This window comes from Enterobacter sp. PL_is379, from assembly GCF_055817355.1.
Genome location: NZ_JBVPGT010000022.1, coordinates 158,643 through 177,595 on the forward strand (window position 1 = coordinate 158,643; position 18,953 = coordinate 177,595).

Annotated in this window: 25 protein-coding genes and 1 pseudogene; 4 read left to right on the forward strand and 22 right to left on the reverse strand. The window is 43.3% G+C overall.

Annotated elements, in window-relative coordinates:
- Positions 1–948 carry a ribose-phosphate diphosphokinase gene (gene prs, locus AC0TOY_RS04675; RefSeq protein WP_003856663.1) on the forward strand — a complete coding sequence of 316 codons (948 nt, stop codon included), beginning with the start codon at positions 1–3 and terminating at the stop codon, positions 946–948.
- A gap of 124 nt (positions 949–1,072) precedes the next feature.
- Positions 1,073–2,752 carry a C4-dicarboxylic acid transporter DauA gene (gene dauA / locus AC0TOY_RS04680; RefSeq protein ID WP_473721540.1) on the forward strand — a complete coding sequence of 560 codons (1,680 nt, stop codon included), beginning with the start codon at positions 1,073–1,075 and terminating at the stop codon, positions 2,750–2,752.
- On the opposite strand, the gene AC0TOY_RS04685 is transcribed toward dauA, so the two are convergent.
- Together AC0TOY_RS04685 and ychH are read right to left on the reverse strand one after the other, a co-directional pair.
- On the reverse strand, positions 2,738–3,796 hold the full coding sequence (locus AC0TOY_RS04685; protein WP_473721541.1) for a MerR family transcriptional regulator: 1,059 nt from the start codon (positions 3,794–3,796) through the stop codon (positions 2,738–2,740). The genes dauA and AC0TOY_RS04685 overlap by 15 nt on opposite strands.
- A 119-nt stretch (positions 3,797–3,915) precedes the next feature.
- Positions 3,916–4,191, reverse strand: a complete 276-nt coding sequence (gene ychH, locus AC0TOY_RS04690) for a stress-induced protein YchH (protein ID WP_024907062.1) — start codon at positions 4,189–4,191, stop codon at positions 3,916–3,918.
- 274 nt (positions 4,192–4,465) lie between these two features.
- Here ychH and pth point away from each other — a divergent pair, with 274 nt between their 5' ends.
- Entirely contained in the window at positions 4,466–5,050 is a 585-nt protein-coding gene (gene pth / locus AC0TOY_RS04695; protein ID WP_023336005.1) for an aminoacyl-tRNA hydrolase, read from the forward strand.
- A gap of 126 nt (positions 5,051–5,176) precedes the next feature.
- On the forward strand, positions 5,177–6,268 hold the full coding sequence (ychF, locus tag AC0TOY_RS04700; protein WP_020690896.1) for a redox-regulated ATPase YchF: 1,092 nt from the start codon (positions 5,177–5,179) through the stop codon (positions 6,266–6,268).
- A 53-nt stretch (positions 6,269–6,321) separates the two neighbouring features.
- Here the strand turns inward: ychF and AC0TOY_RS04705 are convergent, their stop codons facing one another.
- The 20 genes and pseudogenes from AC0TOY_RS04705 to AC0TOY_RS04800 form a co-directional block, all read right to left on the reverse strand.
- Positions 6,322–6,615 (reverse strand): YciI family protein, encoded by a 294-nt coding sequence (locus AC0TOY_RS04705; protein WP_024907061.1) that lies wholly within the window; start codon positions 6,613–6,615, stop codon positions 6,322–6,324.
- Between the two features lie 99 nt (positions 6,616–6,714).
- Positions 6,715–7,080 (reverse strand): hypothetical protein, encoded by a 366-nt coding sequence (locus AC0TOY_RS04710; protein ID WP_024907060.1) that lies wholly within the window; start codon positions 7,078–7,080, stop codon positions 6,715–6,717.
- A gap of 16 nt (positions 7,081–7,096) precedes the next feature.
- The gene (locus tag AC0TOY_RS04715) at positions 7,097–7,477 is read right to left on the reverse strand and encodes a hypothetical protein (RefSeq protein WP_024907059.1); all 381 of its coding nucleotides are present in this window, start codon (positions 7,475–7,477) and stop codon (positions 7,097–7,099) included.
- Positions 7,478–7,520: 43 nt separating this feature from the next.
- Positions 7,521–7,997: a hypothetical protein gene (locus tag AC0TOY_RS04720; protein ID WP_473721542.1), complete on the reverse strand. Its 477-nt coding sequence runs from the start codon at positions 7,995–7,997 to the stop codon at positions 7,521–7,523.
- Between the two features lie 26 nt (positions 7,998–8,023).
- Positions 8,024–8,506: a hypothetical protein gene (locus AC0TOY_RS04725; protein ID WP_024907058.1), complete on the reverse strand. Its 483-nt coding sequence runs from the start codon at positions 8,504–8,506 to the stop codon at positions 8,024–8,026.
- A gap of 144 nt (positions 8,507–8,650) precedes the next feature.
- Positions 8,651–8,896, reverse strand: a complete 246-nt coding sequence (locus AC0TOY_RS04730; protein WP_024907057.1) for a hypothetical protein — start codon at positions 8,894–8,896, stop codon at positions 8,651–8,653.
- A gap of 173 nt (positions 8,897–9,069) precedes the next feature.
- Complete coding sequence (locus AC0TOY_RS04735; protein ID WP_473721543.1) at positions 9,070–9,342, reverse strand: hypothetical protein; 273 nt, start codon at positions 9,340–9,342, stop codon at positions 9,070–9,072.
- Between the two features lie 542 nt (positions 9,343–9,884).
- A complete protein-coding gene (gene comJ, locus AC0TOY_RS04740) occupies positions 9,885–10,367 on the reverse strand; it encodes a competence protein ComJ (RefSeq protein WP_048990650.1) in 483 nt (160 codons plus the stop codon).
- A 630-nt stretch (positions 10,368–10,997) separates the two neighbouring features.
- On the reverse strand, positions 10,998–11,318 hold the full coding sequence (locus AC0TOY_RS04745) for a hypothetical protein (protein ID WP_071994458.1): 321 nt from the start codon (positions 11,316–11,318) through the stop codon (positions 10,998–11,000).
- A 64-nt stretch (positions 11,319–11,382) separates the two neighbouring features.
- Positions 11,383–11,865, reverse strand: a complete 483-nt coding sequence (locus AC0TOY_RS04750; protein WP_023292200.1) for an SMI1/KNR4 family protein — start codon at positions 11,863–11,865, stop codon at positions 11,383–11,385.
- Positions 11,866–11,968: 103 nt separating this feature from the next.
- Complete coding sequence (locus AC0TOY_RS04755; RefSeq protein ID WP_473721544.1) at positions 11,969–12,400, reverse strand: immunity 26/phosphotriesterase HocA family protein; 432 nt, start codon at positions 12,398–12,400, stop codon at positions 11,969–11,971.
- A gap of 551 nt (positions 12,401–12,951) precedes the next feature.
- The gene (locus tag AC0TOY_RS04760) at positions 12,952–13,308 is read right to left on the reverse strand and encodes an SMI1/KNR4 family protein (protein ID WP_473721545.1); all 357 of its coding nucleotides are present in this window, start codon (positions 13,306–13,308) and stop codon (positions 12,952–12,954) included.
- Between the two features lie 225 nt (positions 13,309–13,533).
- A complete protein-coding gene (locus tag AC0TOY_RS04765; RefSeq protein WP_073961520.1) occupies positions 13,534–13,890 on the reverse strand; it encodes a hypothetical protein in 357 nt (118 codons plus the stop codon).
- Between the two features lie 240 nt (positions 13,891–14,130).
- Positions 14,131–14,397: a hypothetical protein gene (locus tag AC0TOY_RS04770; RefSeq protein WP_061714946.1), complete on the reverse strand. Its 267-nt coding sequence runs from the start codon at positions 14,395–14,397 to the stop codon at positions 14,131–14,133.
- A 222-nt stretch (positions 14,398–14,619) separates the two neighbouring features.
- Complete coding sequence (locus AC0TOY_RS04775; RefSeq protein WP_048990654.1) at positions 14,620–15,063, reverse strand: DUF6386 family protein; 444 nt, start codon at positions 15,061–15,063, stop codon at positions 14,620–14,622.
- 92 nt (positions 15,064–15,155) lie between these two features.
- The gene (locus tag AC0TOY_RS04780; protein ID WP_473721546.1) at positions 15,156–15,626 is read right to left on the reverse strand and encodes a hypothetical protein; all 471 of its coding nucleotides are present in this window, start codon (positions 15,624–15,626) and stop codon (positions 15,156–15,158) included.
- A 137-nt stretch (positions 15,627–15,763) separates the two neighbouring features.
- Entirely contained in the window at positions 15,764–16,282 is a 519-nt protein-coding gene (locus AC0TOY_RS04785; protein WP_024907047.1) for a hypothetical protein, read from the reverse strand.
- Between the two features lie 8 nt (positions 16,283–16,290).
- Positions 16,291–16,560: a hypothetical protein gene (locus AC0TOY_RS04790; RefSeq protein ID WP_155267927.1), complete on the reverse strand. Its 270-nt coding sequence runs from the start codon at positions 16,558–16,560 to the stop codon at positions 16,291–16,293.
- Between the two features lie 256 nt (positions 16,561–16,816).
- Positions 16,817–17,818, reverse strand: a complete 1,002-nt coding sequence (locus tag AC0TOY_RS04795; protein WP_473721547.1) for a hypothetical protein — start codon at positions 17,816–17,818, stop codon at positions 16,817–16,819.
- A pseudogene (locus AC0TOY_RS04800) lies at positions 17,818–18,953 on the reverse strand (RHS repeat domain-containing protein); the annotation flags it as partial. The gene AC0TOY_RS04795 and the pseudogene AC0TOY_RS04800, both read right to left, overlap by 1 nt.

Below are 18,953 nucleotides of genomic sequence, written 5' to 3' on the forward strand. Positions count from 1 at the left end.
GTGCCTGATATGAAGCTTTTTGCTGGTAACGCCACCCCGGAACTAGCACAACGTATTGCCAACCGCCTGTACACTTCCCTCGGCGACGCCGCCGTAGGTCGCTTTAGCGACGGCGAAGTCAGCGTACAAATTAACGAAAATGTACGCGGTGGTGATATTTTCATCATCCAGTCCACCTGTGCTCCAACGAACGACAACCTGATGGAACTGGTTGTTATGGTCGACGCCCTGCGTCGCGCTTCCGCAGGCCGTATCACTGCTGTAATCCCTTACTTCGGCTATGCCCGCCAGGACCGTCGCGTCCGTTCCGCGCGTGTGCCAATTACCGCTAAAGTTGTCGCTGACTTCCTGTCCAGCGTAGGCGTTGACCGCGTACTGACCGTTGACCTGCACGCAGAGCAGATCCAGGGCTTCTTCGACGTCCCGGTTGATAACGTATTCGGCAGCCCAATTCTGCTGGAAGACATGCTGCAGCTGAACCTGGATAACCCAATCGTGGTTTCTCCGGATATCGGCGGCGTGGTACGTGCTCGCGCTATCGCTAAGCTGCTGAACGATACCGACATGGCGATCATCGACAAACGTCGTCCGCGCGCTAACGTTTCTCAGGTGATGCACATCATCGGTGACGTGGCTGGCCGCGACTGCGTGCTGGTCGACGACATGATCGATACCGGCGGTACGCTGTGTAAAGCGGCTGAAGCGCTGAAAGAGCGTGGTGCTAAGCGCGTATTCGCTTACGCGACCCACCCGATCTTCTCCGGCAATGCCGTAAACAACCTGCGCAACTCCGTAATTGACGAAGTTGTGGTATGCGATACCATCCCACTGAGCGACGAGATCAAGGCACTGCCAAACGTGCGTACCCTGACCCTGTCCGGGATGCTGGCCGAAGCGATTCGTCGTATCAGCAACGAAGAATCTATCTCAGCAATGTTCGAACACTAATCGAACACGGCCGAAAAACCCGCTGCGGCGGGTTTTTTTGTCTCTGAGTTTTATTTGTATGATTAATGCCTCCTTCACCTGCCATTCACATGACAGATGATGCGCATACGGATGATAGATAATTGTGAAAAACGTAGCCTCCTCACATGTTCTGCCCTTTCGCGCCCTCATCGACGCCTGCTGGAAAGAGAAGTACACCTCCTCACGCTTTGTGCGTGACCTGATTGCCGGGATCACCGTAGGCATTATTGCCATCCCGCTGGCGATGGCGCTGGCGATTGGCAGCGGCGTTGCCCCGCAGTATGGCCTGTACACCTCGGCCGTTGCCGGGATAGTCATTGCCCTGACGGGCGGCTCGCGCTTCAGCGTTTCCGGCCCGACCGCCGCCTTTGTGGTGATCCTCTACCCGGTTTCACAGCAGTTTGGTCTGGCAGGCCTGCTGGTCGCCACCCTGATGTCCGGGGTCTTTTTGATTCTGTTTGGCCTGGCCCGCTTTGGGCGGCTGATTGAGTACATTCCCCTTTCCGTGACGCTAGGGTTCACCTCGGGGATTGGTATCACCATCGGAACCATGCAGATCAAGGATTTCCTCGGACTGCAGATGCCCCACGTACCGGAACACTACCTGCAAAAAGTGGGGGCCCTGTTTATGGCGCTACCGACTGCGAACCTCGGCGACGCCGCCATCGGGATTGTAACGCTGGGCACGCTGATCGTCTGGCCCCGTCTGGGGATCCGTCTGCCGGGCCACCTGCCCGCGCTGCTGCTGGGCTGCGCGGTGATGGCCATCGTCAATATGTTCGGTGGTCACGTCGCGACTATCGGCTCGCAGTTCCACTATGTTCTGGCGGACGGTTCACAGGGTAGCGGCATTCCGCAGCTGTTGCCGCAGCTGGTGCTGCCGTGGGACATGCCCGGCTCCAGCTTTACCCTAAGCTGGGATTCCCTGCGCGCCCTGCTTCCAGCCGCGTTCTCTATGGCGATGCTGGGGGCGATTGAATCCCTGCTCTGCGCCGTCGTTCTGGACGGGATGACCGGCACCAAGCACAAAGCTAACAGCGAGCTGGTCGGTCAGGGATTAGGCAACCTTGTCGCGCCGTTCTTCGGTGGAATTACCGCAACGGCAGCCATCGCCCGTTCAGCTGCAAACGTGCGCGCGGGGGCAACCTCACCCGTTTCGGCGGTTATCCACTCCGTGCTGGTGATCCTCGCCCTGCTGATCCTCGCCCCGCTGCTCTCCTGGCTACCGCTTTCCGCCATGGCCGCCCTGCTGCTGATGGTGGCCTGGAACATGAGTGAGGCGCATAAGGTGGTGAACCTGCTGCGTCGCGCGCCGAAAGACGACATCATCGTGATGCTGATCTGCATGTCGCTGACTGTGCTGTTCGATATGGTTATCGCCATCAGCGTCGGGATCGTGCTGGCTTCTTTGCTGTTTATGCGCCGCATTGCGCAAATGACGCGCCTCTCCCCGGTCAACGTAGAGGTGCCTGATGATGTGCTGGTTCTGCGCGTAATTGGCCCGCTGTTCTTCGCCGCGGCGGAAGGTCTGTTCAGCGATCTGGAGTCCCGCATCGCGGGCAAACGGGTTGTGGTGCTGAAATGGGATGCCGTACCGGTGCTGGATGCAGGCGGCCTGGATGCCTTCCAGCGCTTTGTTGCACGTCTGCCGGAAGGCTGTGAACTGCGGGTGAGTAACCTGGAGTTTCAGCCACTGCGCACCATGGCGCGGGCGGGCGTGCAGCCGATCCCTGGCCGCCTTGCCTTTTATCCTAACCGTGAAGCCGCATTAGCGGATCTGTGAGCCACCTGGTGCAGAGAAACGTCTTTGCATCATCACCCCGATCGCCTGCTGGAGCCAAGCAAGCACGGCAGGCGTCATCCAGGTTCCCTTCATCAGATGCGGCTCCTGCTGCATGGCCGTGCGAAACTTTTGCTGAGTCTCCGGGCTGGTGCCCGCGTAAGACTGGAACAATGTCAGCCAGTTTTCAGCCAGCTTTTGCGCATCGTCAGAGGCGGGGTCGATATTTTCTCGCAGCGCCTGATGCAGTTTTGCCACCAGCGGCGGCCACTCCATCATGCGGTCAAAGTAGTGTGCCCGGGTAAAGGCCATCTCTTCGGCAGTGAGATACTTCTCCCATATGTTGAGCTTTGATTCCGCAAACGCGCGCGTGATGTAAACCGTCATCACCGGCGTGATACCGGTCTGCACCTGCATCTGCGGTTCAACGCTATGCATTTCATTCAGCCGGGTGAGAAATTCCGGCTTGCCCGCCGTATCCTGCTCCAGGCGTTCCATCCAGCGCGTCGCCAGGTCCATGGCCCGCGGGTCCGTAACGGGTATGTGCTGTTTCAACAGCGTGTTTGCCTCTGCAACCAGCCCTGACCAGATAGCCGCCAGCGCATCCTTCTGCACCGCAAACGGGAGCTGCTGTAACTCTTCTTTGCTAAACCAGCGATCGTACATATTCATTAACTCCAGAGTCTGTAGCCAGGATTCCAGATCCGGCGTCGCATCGTCGAGAAGCCCGGTCCGCAGCTCCACCAGCCGGTCGCGCAGCGTATGTATGCTGCGCAGCTGTTTATCCAGCAGCGTGATTTGCGCATCGAGTAATTCGGTTAACGACAGCGACTCCTGTTCCAGGAAATCCCTGATTTCAGCAAGTTCCAGCCCCGCTTTTGCCAGCGCCTGAATCATGTGCAGACGCTGGACATCCGCCAGGTTGTAAAGCCGATAACCTGCCGCGCTTCTGGCAGAAGGCAGCAACAACCCTGTTTGCTCATAGTGGTGCAATGTCCGCACGGTGATCCCGGCACGTTTCGCCAGCTCACCCACCTGAATCAACATAACTGCTCCTTTTCTTTGCCAGTGGCATCACTCTGGAGCCTTACGTTACGTGAGGGTCAACCTTTGATGCAAAAAAAACGACTCCCTCAGGAGCCGTTTCGGTGTTCTTTATCATAGCACTAGCTGTGCTTATGCTGGTCGCGACGACAGCGTTTATCGTAGTGGCGCACCCACCAGTATTTGTCACACACTTCCTCATGGCCACTCACGCGTGCTCCCGCCAGCCACAACACTGCACCAATGAAGATGCTCAATATCGCGCCATGCGCAAAGTATTGCGGAAGATCAAGCTGCGGCAGCTGGTTTAAAATTGAATAACCCACGCCGGCTACCATCACGAACAGCCCCAACCCCATCAGCACGTTACCGAGTAACGAAGCGTTTTTGCGTTTCATGTGTCACCTCCGGAACTTTGGGTTGTCAGGGGAAAAGCCCCTAATCCTTGTGTGTAAAGTATAGACAACGCCCCTTTTATGAGTTGCGTGAATGATCACAATTACAGATAACTCCCAAACAAAAGTTTACAAATAACACTTTGAACAGCTTGAAATTCTAATTGTTCAAATCAGAAATTATTCGTATTTCGCTTCGACGATCGCAGAATTTTGTCAAGCGGCGCGTCAGACAGTAAACTACGCGCCAGATCTGGAACCCATTAGGAATTGAATCGTGACGATTAAACTGATTGTCGGCCTCGCCAACCCGGGCGCAGAATATGCGGCTACCCGCCACAATGCCGGGGCATGGTATGTCGATCTGCTGGCCGAGCGGTTACGTGCTCCCCTGCGTGAAGAACCTAAATTCTTCGGATATACCTCACGTATCAACCTTGCTGGCGCGGATGTTCGTTTACTGGTGCCTACCACCTTTATGAACCTGAGCGGTAAAGCTGTGGCGGCAATGGCAACGTTTTATCGCATCAACCCGGATGAAATTCTGGTGGCTCACGATGAGCTGGATCTCCCGCCTGGCGTAGCAAAATTCAAACTGGGCGGCGGGCACGGCGGCCACAACGGTCTTAAAGACATCATCAGCAAGCTGGGCAATAACCCGAATTTCCACCGTTTGCGCGTCGGAATCGGCCATCCGGGCGATAAAAACAAAGTTGTCGGTTTCGTACTTGGTAAGCCCCCGGTTTCTGAGCAGAAACTGATTGACGAAGCGGTAGACGAAGCGGCGCGCTGCACCGAAATCTGGCTAAAAGACGGGTTAACCAAAGCGACAAACCGCTTACACGCTTTCAAAGCGCAATAATCTGCCCGTTCCGGCTTTTTTACCGCGCGTCATGCGGGTTACGTGTATAATAGGCGTAGTTATTTACTTTTCATCAATCGGTTATCGTTAACGGATTGATTATCAAGATATTAAGGTGATTTAGAAATGGGATTCAAATGCGGTATCGTCGGTCTGCCAAACGTGGGCAAATCCACCCTGTTTAACGCGCTTACCAAAGCGGGTATCGAAGCGGCGAACTTCCCGTTCTGTACCATCGAACCTAACACTGGCGTGGTGCCAATGCCGGACCCGCGCCTGGATCAGCTCGCGGAAATCGTGAAGCCGCAGCGTATTCTGCCGACCACCATGGAGTTCGTGGACATCGCGGGCCTGGTAAAAGGCGCATCCAAAGGTGAAGGCCTGGGTAACCAGTTCCTGACCAACATCCGTGAGACCGAAGCGATCGGCCACGTTGTACGCTGCTTCGAGAACGACAACATCATTCACGTAGCGGGTAAAGTAAACCCGGCTGAAGATATTGATGTCATCAACACCGAGCTGGCGCTGTCGGATCTTGATACCTGCGAGCGTGCGATCCACCGTATCTCCAAGAAAGCCAAAGGTGGCGATAAAGATGCCAAAGCCGAGTTGGCGGTGCTGGAAAAATGTCTGCCACAGCTGGAAAACGCGGGCATGCTGCGTTCTCTGGATCTGAGCAAAGACGAGAAAGAGCTCATCCGCTACCTGAGCTTCCTGACGCTGAAGCCAACCATGTACATTGCCAACGTGAACGAAGACGGTTTTGAAAATAACCCGTACCTCGATCAGGTGCGTGCTATCGCCGAGAAAGAAGGTTCTGTCGTGGTTCCGGTTTGTGCCGCAGTAGAAGCCGATATCGCCGAACTGGATGACGAAGAGCGTGATGAGTTTATGGCAGAACTGGGCCTGGAAGAGCCCGGGCTGAATCGCGTTATCCGTGCTGGTTATGCCCTGCTCAACCTGCAGACCTACTTCACCGCTGGCGTGAAAGAAGTGCGTGCCTGGACCATTCCAGTGGGTGCAACTGCGCCTCAGGCTGCGGGTAAAATCCACACCGACTTCGAGAAAGGCTTTATTCGTGCGCAGACCATCGCGTTTGAAGATTTCATCACCTACAAGGGTGAGCAAGGCGCGAAGGAAGCCGGCAAGATGCGTGCGGAAGGGAAAGAATACATCGTTAAAGATGGCGATGTGATGAACTTCCTGTTCAACGTCTGAGTCGTCTTGAATGAAAAAAAACCACGCCCTGGCGTGGTTTTTTTATTGCGGGGTCAAAAGACATTGTCTAAGAGTTCTGTTTTCATGCTGGGTTCAAAAGGAATGATTTCAGCCGTCGCGAGCTTTAACCTCTGAAAAGGATCCTCGCGTAATCGCTCTTCAAGAGAGGCAAGACTCTCACATTTCGCGAGAATGACGCCACCGATTCTCGGCACCCGTTTTCCGGATGCGAGGAAAATTCCCTCTGCATACCCTTTTTTTAGCCACTCGACATGCGCAGGTATTGCTGCGTCAATCTCTTCGAGTGGTTTGATATAGGTTAAAATGACAATATAAACCGTGCTCATCCTTTGCCTCTCAGCTGTGTTTTTAGCCGTTTGTTGGAATTGCTTATGCAGTTCCTCTGTTGCCATCGGGTATCGTTATCATTTTGGGCACATTTGATCTTAATATGCAGGGCCCGATCGAGACAACGCGTTATTCTTCCTATTCCACGAATAGAACCAGTCATGCCAGCCGTTTTGCTTTACCACATAGCTACAGGCCACAATTACTTCCTTTGACTGGTTGAAAGTTAAGTAATAGAAAATAGCGCCTTCAGGAGGTGCAGACCAAAATAGTTTTTCGCCCTGAGCACTGAAGATGGTCAAAATAGTTGGTAATGGCTTTGGTTCGCTTAACGCAAAGACTAACTGGCGTGTTGAGTCGACCATTGCAGAGTCTAAAAATGGCATCCTAACCCGTATGTTACGTTCAGCACACGCCCACTGAAGCAGGTCATTTTCTTTAATACAAATGAGATTTTCAATCATCGGTAAACCTCAACTTTTAAAGTTTGATCTGTTTCAAATCACCTTCAAAAAGCCCCACAAGATATACCCGGTATCGTGCTGGCTGCACTTCTTTATACGTTAATACAGTAGAAAATTCCTTTACACACTTTGAACAAGTGTTTTTCGAAACATATAATTGGCTTTCATCGTAGATATACTTCTTATGTTCACTAACAAACTTCACACCTCTCATTTTCTTAACAAAAAAGTCTTTCACATCTTCAGAGAGCGAGTCAAATTCATATGAGTTTACGATAGAATAGATTATTACTCCCTCGCATTCAGGGCATGCTATTTCTGCGCCAGAATCTAAAAAGTCATTATCTATGCCATCCAGGACTAGTACCTTCTTTTTCAGTCGATTAGTTATTCTCATTTTCTATAACCTTTTAATTTTATTAATCAATAATGTCATTCAGTCAAACATTCCATTCTATATAAATTCCACAGTCGAAGCTTTTCTCATTAGACTGTACAATAATGCTTCCCCACTCATGATGCCACTGAGTTCCGTATGGAGGCGTACTAATTTTAAGTTTAGGGCGTGAGGTTATTTCACTATTAACCCATGCTGTCAAGCGCTGTTCTTCTTCAGATAAATTACGCAAATTGGCTCTTTTATCCCAATCCCATAAAGTTTTATAAAAATTCCCATTCTTACTGGTAAGGAATATGCAAGGAGAAAAAGAAAACACAGAAGGCCTCAGTTCTAATATGAAAGTTTGATCTTTCCAATCGATATTATCAATAGAGAAATAATAAGAGCCTATTGTATTCAACGGAGAGAATAACATGTAAAATTCGGAGTTTTTAAAAGTCTCAACATCCTTTAACTCGAGGGGGTAATTGTTAATAGCCACAAAGCCACTATTAACATCAAAATTCATTTCTAACATATCTAAACCACCTTGTCTGGAAGTGACTACATTATATTCCAGGTTAAATATATCCCGTGATTAAATGATTTTATCTCATATGAGACAGAAACCCGCCCCCATTCAAAGCGCCACCTAATCATGTCTGTTTCCGTGGTATCAGGCGTGTCCAGATTGAGTGATTCTTTTAGCCAATCAGATAAGCTTTTCACTGATTCATTTAGCATGTGAATATTAGCTCGCGCATTCCAGTCATTTAATGCGTTATAATACTGACTGTTTTTATCAACAAGATGAAGCATAAAAGGAAAACCATAGCACAACGGGCGTATAGTAACTTGAAATTCTTTGTCGAAAAACGCTACTGAGTCAACAAGGTAGTGATTCGGCATGGTTTTATTTACAGCTTTTCGCTTGTTTAATTCGTGGTATAATCCACTCTTACAAAATCCTTCTTCAGTATCAATTCCCAAAGGAAGATCATCAAATGTCAGATCACCGGTAATCGGATTTAAATTGAATTCAATCATGTTCCCCTGCTTTACTTTTGACTGTCTAACAAGATCTTAATGATATAGTCGACTTAACATGATAACAACTATATGACGATAATTTTCCGTGTAAAATCACATTTGTTATAACATTTACAATAATATCCACATAGCAATAAAGTCTTATTGCCAATGGTGCAATAAGTCAATCCACATTTCTTTTTCCCCAGCGATAACTTTTATGCCATCTTTATTTTGTTTTACATACTGCATGTATGTTTCATAAATAGCTCTTATCATCACCGTTTTTTCAGAGCGAGATCCTTCAATCAAAGTCATTATTTTTTCTAAATAAATTGATGAATTCACTCTTTCGTTGAAAAAAACAATGAGGTAATCGAGTACTTCGTTATATGAATCGTAATTCATGACAGGCTTCTCTGAGCTCTTATTTCGATTTATTTTAGTACATCCAACTTTTGGTTGCGCCTAAAACAGTGTTTCCATTTAACAAAGGAGTCATGTATGCAAGCGTTAATTGATACTAGAACGCTACGCATGGAGATTCTGGTTGGTTTGTACACCTGTTTAAGCAATAAAAACTAATCATTTTCTATGTCAGGAGGAGGAGTCGTAATGCTAAGAACATCTCGCCCAAATCGAATTTCATCGTTGGTTTTCTTTTTTAATTTTAGGATTATAACACCCAGTAGAGCATTGTTTTTATCTGAATAAATTTTAAAGGAAAATGACTTAGTTAGGATATTAATTACTAAGACAGTTTCTTCATCATAGTTTTCAAGAGCAATAATTAATTCATCAAGACCTTCTACCTTCAACCCTGTAAGTTTTGTATTATTTTTATGCGCTTTCATTATTCGCAACTCATCTTGAGTATTGTTTATAAATGATGCACATTGAAGATTATTCTTTTTTTTAGAGAAGAATTATATTCATCCGGAATTTTTTCTCGCGCATACTCAATAAGGTCATCATCATTTATCATGGTAAATTCGCCTCAACGTAGCCTCTTAGAAGTCCTTTCAGAATGATTTCATGTTCCTTCATGCGTCAAAAGAAGACTCCCACGACCACGAGTCACCTTGTAAAGGAGTCTATTGAAAGTGCAGTGTCTATATCTGATCCACGCGACCGCGCTGTCATCTCTCTTCATTTCTGTACCTCAGAGTAATCGGCCAGTTCAAAAAATACCGGAACTGATTGTCGTGCAACCCTGCCGGTGCATCATCGCCGTCAATACGCGGCAATGAGCGATCGAGACGGTAGAATTCATCGCATGCGCTCAACAGCCCTGCGTGCGGAAGGGAAAAATTGCATCGTTAAAGATGGCGACATAATGATCGCCTTCTTTACGTCTGATTCTTTATAAATTAATCTTCTTTGGTTAGCTTTAAATTTAAAAAACACCTTCTTTAAGAGGATGATTTTTTATTCCACCCCAGGGATCGTCTAGCAAAAACTTAGCTGCAACAGTTTCTTTTGTCGGTACGAGCGTGAAATTATAATAAATTTCATCTCCTTCACAAACTTCATAAAACAGTGAATAAGTTTTATCATTTAATCCTAAGCTTAAATCAAATTTTTCAGTTGCTGAAGCGACTTGTAATTTATGTTGTTCCGTAACAAAAAATGGCACAACGATGCAGCGCTGAGAATTATCATCTAAATTGAAAGATTGTTCTACTTTAATATTCACGTTTGCGCCAAATGCATCATCTGGCAATGGATCAAATATGACATAATCCTTATGAAGTACAGCACCTTGTGAAATATTTCCTTTCCCCCACTGACTCAGTTTCTCATCATAGTCTCGGGATCGTAACAATATTTGACTATGCGAAATCAGTAGATTAACTATTTGTATGTTTTTATTGTTCATTACCTTACCTCGATTTTTATTCTCGTTACACCTGACTGCTCTGATAAAAATGTTACCAATATTACAACATGCACCACAATTACTGCTCTTTGATATCCGTCATCTCTTGCCAGTTTTGATTATAAAAATTTATTGCCATATATTGAACAACTGCCTCCATATCTCCTGTTCCTCATGAGCAATGACTCTATAATCTTGAGTCTTTCGTCTATATACCATAAAGCATGAGTCTATAGATCGAATAGAAACCGTTTTTTCTTTTCGACAACCCTCTAAAATAGATTGCATATCCTGGAGGCAATTATAATCAAGAATATATTTTTGAAAAAATAATTCCAGAAAATCCAATGCTTCATTATAAGATTGCAAATTTATCATAGTTCCTCTGAGAAAATATCAATCTTGTCGTAATTAATAACTCTATTTTCAGCATGCAGCTGTTGAACACGACCCTGGTCGTATTCAGGGTATGAACTGTGAAGCTACAGACAACATTTACTTCCTTTGACTTTTTCAATTTTAAGTAAAAAAACGCCTTCAGCCGGTAAAACAAAAGTATTTTTTCTTCCTGTACTTTGAAGATTATCTGAATGGTTGATTAGTGCTCTTCAGAATTTATTTTATGAGGGATTATCTCTCCTCTATATGGTATGTATTTCTATTACTCCAGTAAATAATTTTATATTTACCAAATTTGATGTTTTGTTCTTTATAATACTCTATTACTTCAGATGGATACCAACCATGTCCAAATAAAAAAAGAGCACCTTCGTCAACTAACAGTCTTATTATTCTTTGTTTATTCTGTTCGTCAATTACAGGTATAACCATAAACTCATCTTTTAATGAAAAACCTATCGCCTGCATTTTTTTAATTAAACCACTTCCCAAAACACGTATTTTTATACTAGTCCCAGCCACATCAATAACAACAATTGAATTATCTGGCATCTTATTCAATTTACATTTACCCTTATTAATTGTAGTGAATGTATTGCTAACATTCAATGGCTTCTTATGAAAGATCTTCTTCTGTTACCAATCCATTAACAAAGATGGAAAATGAATTTGTCAGATATCTTTGAAGTTTTATATGATTCTCTTGCATAGTCAAATACTCATCAAAAGAATCTGTAGCAAAGTATACAATTGAGTAATTATCTAAATCCAGACAGAAGAAATTCCCTCCCCAATCATTTGCGAAGGGAAAAAGGTTTTTTGGGATCACTTGCCTATCCAACATGCTGACATAGCAACCATCAATTAAAGATCTAGGGTCATCATTTGTCTGACTATTATAAATAAACGGTTTAAACCCAGCCACCTCTACTGGTTCAAAATCTTCATCATCGGCCCACCAACTTTTCTCAGGAGTGCCACCATTAAATTGCAGATAATGTGAAATGAAATCATCAGGAAGAATAATAGATAATTCTTCTTCATTTTTAGCAATATCTGCACGTCCAATCTTTTTTTCACAGTTACTGAAATGATTCATATATTATTTGGCCAGATGTTCAAAAAAATCGCGAATTTATTTAAGGTGTTTATGAGCTGTTGCTGTATGAAAATTAGCTTAGGAAGCCCGCCTCCCCTGATGATCAAATATTTATCAGAACATTGTCGACAAGCTCAAAGCCTGAAACCCCCATTGTTGTGTAATTTGGATATTCAGCAACAGATAAACGCCTGATTTCGTCCTCCCCATCATATAAGCCGCCAGCATAATTAAATATTTTTAATTCTTTTTTTTCTTCAGTAAGATTAGCGTGGCCAATAATTTTCCAAATGCCTTTGCTAATATTCTGATTGCCAGTGAAAACAACCTTCATCTCTTTGCCAAACTTTTCAAAAGATAAAGGTCTCAGTGAACTGTTATCTTCAAGCTCCTCCGTATTCTGTATTGATAAAATGCAGAAACCTATTGCTTTCTTAAACTTTTCTTTTGGAGCAAATACAATCTGGCAAATCGCAAATTTCCCATTACTCATCGGAATGACAAAGATGTCACCCTCTTTGTATTTTACTTTCATAAGCTATTACCTTTCAGAATTGATAACGCATCTTTCAATACTTTTCCACCCCAATCACTGTTATGACCCGCAATATCCTATGTGCTAGCATTTAGGTTATAAGGACTAAATGATCTGATTTTATTTATGAGATTTTTTAAGGAGATCACTGACTTAGCTCCACCATTAAGAACCATAATCCTTTGTACCAGGAATTTAATTTCCGCTTTGGTCAAATTATTATCAAACATAATCAACTGTTGCAAATGTGATTTACCCGGTGTATTCGCATGGCTATTCAAACGAGCTGGAGCTTCCCCACGTCCTCCATAGATAATATTCTTTTCATCGTGAAGGGTTATCGTCCCGCTCTTCCCACACCAGGTTATTGCGGCAATCGTAATCCAGGCAGAGAGACCAGCGGTGGATCGCGGGTGTGGAAGGGGAAGATTATATCATTAAAAATTGCGATTTGATAAACTACTTTTTACTATTTGATTTGTTTTGAAAAAAATTCACGATTTGACGAGGATTTTTCAATGTTCTGAACTAGATGATTAATAAATCAAACATTATAGCCTAAATATGCTATTACTTTCTTTATCCATGTCCAGACTTCCTAACGCTCCAAGATCTAAATAATAAATCTCATCAGTACCTTTACGCAAATTCAAAAAGTATCCCAAATCACCATCTTGACCAATCAATAAAACGTCAGGCTCCACCGATTGAATTGTGTATGTATTATTTCTTTCAAGCAAGTCAAAACAATTGAAAACATAAAGCTGGCCACCATTTGCTCGTTGAATTTCATAAGAGTAGCTATCTTTGACGTTCTCAATCATAAAGCGCTTATATTCAGAAGGTAAAGACATGTGTATAATCTTTTCAACTTCATTTAACTGATCAATTAAATCTTGCTTTTCCATATCGGCTTACCTATAAATGAATAAATCCTATATTGAGATAAATATTATCTCCATTAGGTTCGCATTTATTGAGGAATTAGTTGTAATTATTAATAAGGGCAATTATTGTTTCTTTCCTGAAACTAACCAGCCATTAATTGCATAATAAAAAATGGAATAAAAAAACCAATTTTTCTTATCAATGTTCTATATATTCAGCGCAATGGTTAAAGATTGATAGAATCTTTATTTATAAACACCAAGCTCTTCAGATCTTGAAATTAATTCATCTTGTAAGGAGCCTTGTATTTCATCGCCGTCATATTCAAGTTTAAAATCCCCATCAATATTTGGAGGGAAACGTGAACCATCGATTGTTCCGAGAACAGTAGAAGTTGTATCTACAATGACCAACCTAAGGAAATTGAAAATTTTCTCCTGTTCTTCTGGGGATAGTTTATGAATTACACTTCTTGCCCGCGAATAAGGATCTTCATCACCATTTGACTTGGATAAATCAGATAGATTATCAATATAATAATTTAGCGTATCGCCTAAAAGCTCGGCAAGTAATGATCTCACAACTAACTCATCTTTATTCACATTATCTCCTACAATTACTTTTACCTTTAGGTTTTGATTTTCTCATTTCAGGATACATTGCTTTATTTTTTGCGATTAATTCCTGAAGAACGCTGTTTGCAATGTCTTGATAAACTCGCCTTAATTCTAAGATGTCTCTAGCAAGCAGTTCCCTCGCATTAGCAAATGGTTAGCCAGTTGAAGGATTAATTTTCTTCGTGAAACAATACCGACACCTTCTTTTGATATAGTATGGCTTTCTTAAGGTACTAAAATTGACGGGCCAGTTTTAGGGTCATAACCTTCTACAAGATCTTTCATAGTAGCTTTTTGCCCCGCTTGATGAGCATCAAGTCCTGTGTTACCTCGCAAAACTATATCTCTCAAATCAGTGTAGACGTAGGTCAGCGTCACGTCTCCATGCAGTTCCTTCAGCAGGCTGAACCCTTCCCGGACAAACCAGGTGGTCACCAGCTTACCGGCGGGCTGTCCGCCCAGCACCTGGCGGCTCGTTGGCGGGTAAAACATCCCGGCGATGCAGAAGCCCGAGGAGGTCGTACTCGCTGCGGGTGGTCAGCAACTACGGGGGCTATCCTGAGGTTGGGGTTATTCGTCACGAGTATAATGACCGATTATGGAGGTTAAGAGTAAGCAAAGTGCAAAAAAGCAAGCAAGGTGCGTGCAGAAGGAAAAAGAAAATTGTTAAAAATGACTATGTGATGAACTACTTGTATTATTCTATTTTTTCATTCAAAGATAAACTCCCTCTTCTAATGAGTTTTCAGTAATCGTTGCTTTTGCAAAGGAAATTAGAATATTTGAATCTTGCTTTTTATATTTAACTTCGTAACTACCAGGTTCTAAAGTAATAAACTCACCTGAAATGGCATCTGAGTTGTCAGGCTCAAGATCTCCGCCAGTGACATCTTCTCCCGCCCCAATGAAAACCTTTCCAGAAGGTACGTTTAAAAATAGCGACCCGGTACATTCATCAACATCTCTTTTAATATGGACTTTATAGGTTCCATCATCTCCAAGATTGAGAAATAACACATTACCTTTATTTATTTCTTCAACTTCATCTTCTGGAAGGCTCCACCAATCTACATCATCGTTAAGTCTATGTTTTAGTGACATTAAATCATAAATCACAATTGTTGCTGTATTTGTTTGGAAATGTATTATTGCATGCATAATTTTCAATACTTAATCTTTTATGAAATAATTAAAAACACTATTATGTCAAGTTATAATCTGTAGTATCAATCCCAACTCACATTTCAGCGTTATATTTTTTGAGGATTCCAGTCAGAGTAATCAGCTACACGGATTTCATTTAGAACGAGATCCAGTGGAACATGTGCAATGCTATCTGCGATTTCATCATAAGGCGCTGGCAACTCAAATGAAAAACCAAAGTTGTCATTTATAATAATGAAACCATTAAAAATGCGTTGTTTATTAGTCAAGTCGATTATTTGCCTCATCGTTTGACCTGGTTGTAATATGTTATTATACCTCCCCTTATAGCTTACATTACAACCAATCGAAATGATCGTTCCATCTTCAAGGGTAGCGATTGTGATAGTGTCATCTACAATATATGCAAGCCTTTTCTCATCATCAGGCAAAAAATAATCAAAGTAATTTACCTTAAACCCGGTATATAACTCATTCATATATTTACTTATATTTTCACCCAAAAACACGTTACCTAGCGCTCTCCCTGATAAAATATCAGCATTAAAATCAATCATTTATACCCATCCATTCGGAAAAAGAATTAAATTATAGTAAATTCCATCTCCTTCACAATTCAGCGCAATGGTTAAAGATTAACATGATGCATCTACCATTGCACACTCAAAAAAAATGGTATGTTGGAAATATATTTTTACCCTTTAGTGATTACAATGCTCCTATGATCTGTCTCATTTTTTATCCATAACATTTCATCTTGAGGTAACGATCCATCACTGCAGAAATCTACAAGTTCACCTTGCCAATCATCAGGAACATATTTGTGATAATGCATACTTTCGACATATTGGGAATATAGTCTTTTATTATCAAAGTCTATAAACAAATCTGGCATTAGATCATATATATCCCACCAGGTGGTTTTTTGCGAAAGCCTATTATAAAACTCCTCAGCTATATCATCCTTATTATATAAATAAGCATCTTTAATTAAACCATCAATGAATATCTTTGCGTTTTCTTCATTTACAACTGGTATGTTATATCTTTCCTTATGAATATCCTGTAGGTTTATTTCCATCCCACTTCTCACAAAATCTTCTACCCATTTTGCTCTGTCTAAAACCCACATTTCTTTAAAGGCCACGAACCAATAAAATCTTCCTTCGTTCTTTATTATCACAAGGAGTTCTTCATCTTTATTAATATTCATATAATAACCTATTTTACACTCCCCGAGACTGGAATCGCTACTTCGTCAAGCCATTCTGCCCATATTGATGGTAATTCATACGATCTAACTGGCGTTGTCGGATCCACACGCTTAGGAATTAATCCCTCTTGATGTAACGGATTAGTACGATAACCAACCTGAGGTATTGCACTTTCTTCTTTTAAATCCGCCATCCGCTTAGGGACTTTAAAGGAGAATACATTTGCCTCGCTCATGTAGATATTTTTAAAAGTTACAAAATGACCCTTTTCCCACATGAATTATCCGTAATACTTGGCGGAAATAACAAATTATTTTTTCCAATAAAGAATCCTCTGGTTAAGAAAATAATCCGCACAATTAATAGAGGCATCCGCCAAGGCACGGTATGAGAGATACCAAGTTTTCAACTTACAACGAGCAAACCGTAAATCTATTGTCCTGCCATGGTTTGGCCTTCAAGAATCGAGGGCTCGACAGCGGTTTGAACATTCAAAACCTAATGCCCCCCGACAGTGATCTAACATTAATGCCTTAAATCGAATATATTAAATTAAATAGCATTCGACCTTCATTTTTTTCAAGGCTGATGTCATATTCATTGCCAACCACCTTAAATATCTCGTCTTCATTCACAAAAAAAACTCTGTACACTATTGAGGAAATTATTTGTCTAAACATATCTGAAGAAACATGTCTTCTTAAAGTTTTGAGATCAGCCAAATTATTTCTAACAATATAATACGAATAATTCATTAGAATGAAATTTGATATTAGTAAATTCTTCGTGGATTGATACTTGTCAAAACAATGTTCCAAGGCTCTATAAATTGTTTTTTTAGATTTCTCATAAGTATTAATAAAACTATCAGGATCGCAAAGGTAGCAGTTTTTATCATTAAAAGACAGGGAACTTCTATCGTTGTTCGCAACAAACAAAAAATTCAGCACTGATAATTGATAATGTTTTATAGACTTAATATCTTCAAAGTTTTTCTTTTTTTCAAATTGTACATAAAATTGCTCAAGCAAAGACAATATTGAGACATTACCATGCTGAGAAGTATTTATACAAATCCCATCTTTAGTAATGCATAGCAAATTATAAGAGTCATCATCCATGCCCATTTCAAAACACAAAAATCTTAAAAAAAAGCTTTTTGCTTTTATAGCGTAATCTTCTTCGTTATCTTTTAAAGAAAACAGTTGATAGATATAAAACAAGATAAAGATATCTTTATCTATACGCTGTCGGTTATCTATTTGAAAAAGATAACCTAATCGAGAAAGGAAAACTTCAAATGCATACTTACCATCTTCACTTAGGCCTAACTTGTTTAACGCACGCTGAAACATAACTTTAGGAAAGTAAGTTTGCCAACGACTCAACTCTACATGCTTCCCATTTTCTTTTTTAAAACAAACGGGGAATAGGTCCGGTTCATCCTGAACATAGATATATTTTCCAAAACTTTCAATCTCTGCTCTCGCATTAGTGAAGTGTTCAATTTTATGTATAAACATTTCAAAAATCATTACGTAATCCTCTTACCACATTTCTTCCAATTACCTTTAGCATCTTTCTTTTCAATCTGGAATGAAGTGATTTTATCATTAAAACGAGGAAGGATATTTTTATCCAGGGTTAAATCCTGGTCGGCTATCATGATTAACCCATATGGCTTTATCACCTCGATTATTTGGGACCAATCCACCTTTACCACCACGCTCAGAAGCTGATGCAATCGCCTCATCTTTACTCGTATAGCGTATAACTTCCTCTTGTTTTAATCCCAGAAGGTCTATTCGCGTAAGACTATTTGCACCATACAGGTAAAGATTTATCTCCCCCGCCAGCCCTATCGGGTCCTTCTGCGTAAACCGTCCGCAGTCCGGGTCGTAATACCGGAACAGATTGTCGTGCAACCATCTCACAATGCAGGTGTTGACCCTGCATCCGCAGGTTCTGGGAATATCCTGATCCCTGCGTCTCGCTTTCCCGCAACAGCTTGCCCCAGGCGCTGTTCACCCCTTCCCAGCGCACCTGCCCTTCGATATCCGTCATCCGCTCTGGCGTGCCGTTGGACTGGCAGTGGAACCAGAAGATCCCCGGCGCTTCCACGCCGTCAATTCGCGCCAGCGGGTCGTAGCTGTCCTGGTCGCTGTAGACATAGGTCAGAGGCACGTCTCCGTGCAGCTCCTGCAGCAGACGGAACCCTTCCCAGACAAACCGGCTTGCCGGTTAGCTGTCCGCCTTGCATTTGGCGTCGCATTTTGCTGATGCGTGGTCCGAGCGGGTCGTAGCGGAAGCTGACCTGCATCTGCGGCCTTTTGCGATCCCGCGGCTGGCTGATAACCTCCGTCAGGCGGTGTTCGCCGTCGTACCGGTAGTGCCAGCGGATCTGGCCGTTATCCTTCTCTACGGTACGGCCGTGGATGTCATAACGCCACTGAATACCGTTCAGTTGCGTGACCCGGTTATGGGCAATCTTCTTTCCAGCGCCCTCTAACGGATTACCAGCCGCATCCCAGCGCCACTGCTCCTGACCGGGCAGCGAGCCGTCCTGAGCGAGCAGGCCCCGGCGCTGTCGTACTGCCAGCGGTTCCAGTTAAACGGGTTATCGTCCCGTTCTTCCCGCACCAGGTTATTGCGATAATCGTACTCCAGGCG